General features: G+C 41.6%; 6 protein-coding genes. 3 read left to right on the top strand and 3 right to left on the bottom strand.

The genetic code is table 11. The annotated features are described in order from the left end of the window. Positions 1 to 203: 203 nt before the first annotated feature. Positions 204 to 1,088 carry a nucleotidyltransferase-like protein gene (locus tag RAC86_RS35650; RefSeq protein WP_072565973.1) on the bottom strand — a complete coding sequence of 295 codons (885 nt, stop codon included), beginning with the start codon at positions 1,086 to 1,088 and terminating at the stop codon, positions 204 to 206. Between the two features lie 208 nt (positions 1,089 to 1,296). Between RAC86_RS35650 and RAC86_RS35645 the strand changes: the two genes are divergently transcribed. Next, positions 1,297 to 1,650: a YgzB family protein gene (locus RAC86_RS35645; RefSeq protein WP_014113119.1), complete on the top strand. Its 354-nt coding sequence runs from the start codon at positions 1,297 to 1,299 to the stop codon at positions 1,648 to 1,650. A gap of 34 nt (positions 1,651 to 1,684) precedes the next feature. On the opposite strand, the gene perR is transcribed toward RAC86_RS35645, so the two are convergent. Next, positions 1,685 to 2,122: a peroxide-responsive transcriptional repressor PerR gene (perR, locus tag RAC86_RS35640; protein WP_003223285.1), complete on the bottom strand. Its 438-nt coding sequence runs from the start codon at positions 2,120 to 2,122 to the stop codon at positions 1,685 to 1,687. A 132-nt stretch (positions 2,123 to 2,254) separates the two neighbouring features. Continuing rightward, on the bottom strand, positions 2,255 to 2,728 hold the full coding sequence (gene bcp, locus RAC86_RS35635) for a thioredoxin-dependent thiol peroxidase (protein ID WP_003223280.1): 474 nt from the start codon (positions 2,726 to 2,728) through the stop codon (positions 2,255 to 2,257). Positions 2,729 to 2,881: 153 nt separating this feature from the next. Between bcp and RAC86_RS35630 the strand changes: the two genes are divergently transcribed. Together RAC86_RS35630 and RAC86_RS35625 are read left to right on the top strand one after the other, a co-directional pair. Continuing rightward, on the top strand, positions 2,882 to 4,171 hold the full coding sequence (locus RAC86_RS35630) for a glutamate-1-semialdehyde 2,1-aminomutase (protein WP_072182518.1): 1,290 nt from the start codon (positions 2,882 to 2,884) through the stop codon (positions 4,169 to 4,171). A gap of 218 nt (positions 4,172 to 4,389) precedes the next feature. After that, positions 4,390 to 4,557: aromatic acid exporter family protein (locus tag RAC86_RS35625; RefSeq protein WP_377886694.1), on the top strand; the 168-nt coding region annotated here is incomplete at its 3' end.

Raw genomic sequence — 4,557 nt, 5'->3', positions numbered from 1 at the left:
GCTGTGCGATTTTATAAAAAATGAATTAACAGGTACGTTTTGTCTTGTTTAGTTTTCAAAGATCATTTTCACTTCTTGTCGAAGCGACTTTACTAATATAACATTTTGACTTTCTTATGTCAAATGTTTTTTTAATTTATTTCTCCGCCGCTGTGAGCTTGTTTTTCAGAAGCGCATCAGCGACGTTTAATAATATAACACGGTCAAGAATCAGAGTCAATATCTTTTTTAAAAGAATATCCTCGATGATAAACAGCCTGCCCTTTTGTTTCTATCTGGCAGACGTTGATAAGTCCCTTGTCCGTCAGGTAATCAAGCATAACGCCAAGGTCTTGGGTGAAGTGCTTTAAGTCAGGATGCTGAAGAAGCTCACCGAATTGCCAAATGTCTTTTTCTTTCATTACTTCGAAAAGATGAGCCGAACCGATCTCAGCTTTGGAATGGATGAGAAAATCATTTGCTAAGAATAATAATTCGAGTCTTTTTTCCAAGCTCTCGTGGCTTTCGATCAACTCGGAATATAATTTATACACTTGAGGCTCCATCTGGCGCACTTGGCTCCATACCGTGGTTTCCGGATGGAATCCCCTGTCGATTACTTCAATACGCGCTAAATGGTGCAGCGCATGAACAACCGCGTTGTAGGCATCTAAAAATTGATTGGCTTCAAAAAAAGCTTTGCCTTCAACATATCTTCTGATTAATTTGCCGTATTCGAGCCCGATCTTCAGTTTGCGTTCGGCAAACGGAAATGTATTGAGCCTATCAATCAGCTCGACAATGTATTCGTTACGATCAAACAAGACTCTGCCATTGACAATCCAATCTATGATTCTTCTATTTGTCCCGAGCAAAATCCATTCTTGAATCTGAGAATCTGTTACGACATGCAAAGAAGCTGTTTTTTGATCAAATTCATAATGCTTTATAAAAACAGGCTCGTCAGCCTCCTTTACAATCACCAGCAAAGCAGCATCAAAGTTATCTGTTAAGGAAGATGTTTTGTTTCTTCTCTCAATCATAATGACAGCCAATGTATTGGGATGACTTGCTCTTTCTTGGTAAATTGGACGGAGAAGATTATCCATCACTATTCCTCCAATGCAATTGTTCAAAATTTTTTATTCTCTATTTGATTCAATTCTATGGTCAAAACGAAATCCCTCTTTTTCTAAACACATTGAACTATTATAAACAAATTCACAGTAAGTCTCCATATATAAATTCCAGTTCAACCGAAAACATGAAGAAAATCCCATTGGGTTTGTGCTATAGTTAAATCAGAGGGGGATGGACATGGCGAAATACTCCAGCAAAATTAATAAAATCAGAACATTTGCGTTAAGTTTGGTTTTCGTTGGGTTTATCATTATGTACATCGGTATCTTTTTCAAAGAGTCAGTTTTGCTATCTAGTTTGTTTATGATACTTGGGCTTTTATCCATCGGTCTCAGCACGGTTGTTTACTTTTGGATCGGAATGCTTTCGACCAAAGCGGTTCGCGTCATATGTCCGGGCTGTGAAAAAGAGACAAAGGTTTTGGGAAGAGTAGATATGTGCATGCATTGCAGAGAGCCGCTGACTTTAGATAAAGGCTTAGAAGGAAAAGAATTTGATGAATCTTATAATAAAAAGAAAATGTCCAAATAAAATAAGCTGACCGTTTCATGCGGTCAGCTTATTTTTAATGGTTTTCTTTTTTCGAACACTCTTGGCAGACGCCGTAAATTTCTAAACGATGGTGGCTTACTTTAAAGCCCGTGACATGGGCAGCGAGCTGCTCCACTTCGTCAAGGCCCGGGTAATGGAAGTCCACAATTTTACCGCAGTTTTCACAAATCGCGTGATAGTGATCGGATGTGACAAAATCGAATCTGCTGGAAGCATCACCGTATGTGAGCTCTTTTACCAAACCGGATTCCCGGAACACACGCAAATTGTTATATACCGTCGCTACGCTCATGTTAGGAAATTTCCCTTCCAGAGCTTTATATATATCGTCCGCTGTTGGATGAGCCATAGAGTTAACGAGATATTCCAAAATCGCATGACGTTGAGGAGTAATGCGAACTCCGGTTTCCTTCAACGTTTCTAAGGCTTCTTTTAGTTCATGTGCAGCCATCCGTCATGCACCTCTCTTCTAAAAAAAATTCTTACATTGTAATGTTTATAATTAGTGTAACTCTTTCTACGATAATTTGTCAATTGATATCAGGGTAAAAGTAAGCATATCATTTGAGGCTGATAGACGCATTTACTTTTCCGACATATCTTTGAGCGTTTGAAGCGCTTCGGCTACATGGTCTTTCACTTTTACCTTTCTCCATTCTTTAACGAGCCGGCCTTCTTTATCAATTAAAAAAGTGGAGCGCTCAATCCCCATATATTCTTTCCCGAAGTTTTTCTTCAGCTTCCATACATCAAACGCTTCCGCCAGCTTATGTTCGTCATCAACAAGAAGCAGAAAAGGAAGGTTATGCTTCTCTTTAAATTTTCCGTGTTTTTCCTGGCTGTCGGGGCTGACGCCGATAATAACGGCATCCAGTTCAGCGAAGCTTTCATGGCTGTCCCGAAAATCGCATGCTTCAGTTGTGCATCCCGGTGTCATGTCTTTTGGATAAAAGTAAAGCACGATATACTTTCCTTTATAATCCGATAAAGTTACTGTTTCCCCATGATCGCCTTTTAACTCAAGATCAGGTGCTTTTTGTCCGATTTCTATAGTCATTACGTTACCTCCGGATGTTTTTTTATTAAGCGTATCCAATTCTTGTCCAGATTACAACCGTCGTCCCTTGCATCTTAAGACCGAATCCATTGTTCTTGTTCGGAAGCATGCTACAATAGAAAGGACGCATGGAGATATAGGAGGTTTTTATTCTTGCATACAAAATCAATTGAACTTCACAATGAGGCATTAGAACACATTGTCGGCGGTGTAAACAGCCCGTCTAGATCATATAAAGCAGTCGGCGGCGGTTCTCCCGTCGCAATGGAAAAAGCAAACGGCGCTTATTTTTGGGATGTGGACGGCAACAAATACATCGATTATTTAGCGGCTTACGGTCCGATCATTACCGGACATGCCCACCCGCATATTACAGAAGCGATTAAAAATGCAGCAGAGAACGGCGTATTGTATGGAACACCGACAAAACATGAGGTTACATTTGCAAAGATGCTTAAAGAAGCCATTCCTGCTATGGACAAAGTAAGATTCGTCAATTCGGGAACAGAAGCTGTTATGACGACTATCCGCGTGGCTCGCGCATATACAGGCCGGACAAAAATCATTAAATTTGCAGGCTGTTACCACGGACATTCGGATCTTGTGCTTGTCGCCGCCGGTTCCGGCCCATCTACTCTTGGCACACCAGACTCAGCCGGTGTACCAAAAAGCATTGCAAACGAAGTGATCACAGTTCCATTTAATGATATTGAAAGCTACAAAGCGGCCCTTGATAAATGGGGCAGTGAAATCGCGGCGGTTCTCGTCGAGCCGATTGTCGGCAACTTCGGAATTGTTGAGCCGAAAGAGGGCTTCTTGGAAAAAGTAAATGAACTGACACACGATGCGGGCGCTCTCGTTATTTACGATGAAGTCATTACGGCTTTCCGCTTTATGTATGGCGGCGCGCAGGATCTGTTACAGGTGAAACCGGATTTAACAGCACTCGGAAAAATTATCGGCGGCGGACTTCCGATTGGCGCCTATGGCGGCAAAAAAGAAATCATGGAGCAGGTAGCCCCGCTTGGACCGGCTTATCAGGCCGGAACAATGGCCGGGAACCCCGCTTCCATCCTATCAGGCATTGCTTGCCTGGAAGTGCTCAAAGAGGAAGGCGTGTATGAAAAGCTTGATCACCTTGGCGCTATGCTGGAGGAAGGCATTTTACAGCACGCAGAAACACACGGCATCACGATTACTGTCAACCGCTTAAAAGGCGCACTCACGGTTTATTTCTCTGATGAGAAAGTCGAAAATTACGAGCAGGCTGAACGCAGTGACGGAGAAACATTCGCTACGTTTTTCAAGTTGATGCTGGAACGCGGAATTAATTTAGCACCTTCTAAATATGAAGCCTGGTTTATTACAACAGCACATACAGAGCAAGATATTAAAGACACGCTTGCAGCGGTCGAGGATGCTTTTAAACATCTTAAAAACTAGAATTTGACACCTTGGACAGGAGCATTGAGCTCCTGTTTTTTTATGGATTCAAATAACGTGTAAGATTTTGGTCTTTTTCTAGAAAAATAGCTTGAATATTTGTATTGATCCCTGTATATTACTTAATTGTTTAGCAAATAAACTAACCGGGAATTTTAAGGATTAGCCATTTGCTATGTCACACAATTTACTATAGAAAGGAATGCACGCACAAACCAATGAAACTTGGTGCCCGCATTTTCAAAACCGGGATTGCGATTACACTTGCCCTTTATTTGGCTTCGTGGATCGGTCTTCCCGCGCCGATTTTCGCTGGAATTGCAGCGATATTTGCGATCCAGCCGTCGATTTACCGCTCTTTTCTCATTATTATTGACCAGGTTCAG

Source organism: Bacillus sp. LR_5 (genome assembly GCF_042709275.1).
This window is presented reverse-complemented; position numbering and strand designations above follow the sequence as displayed.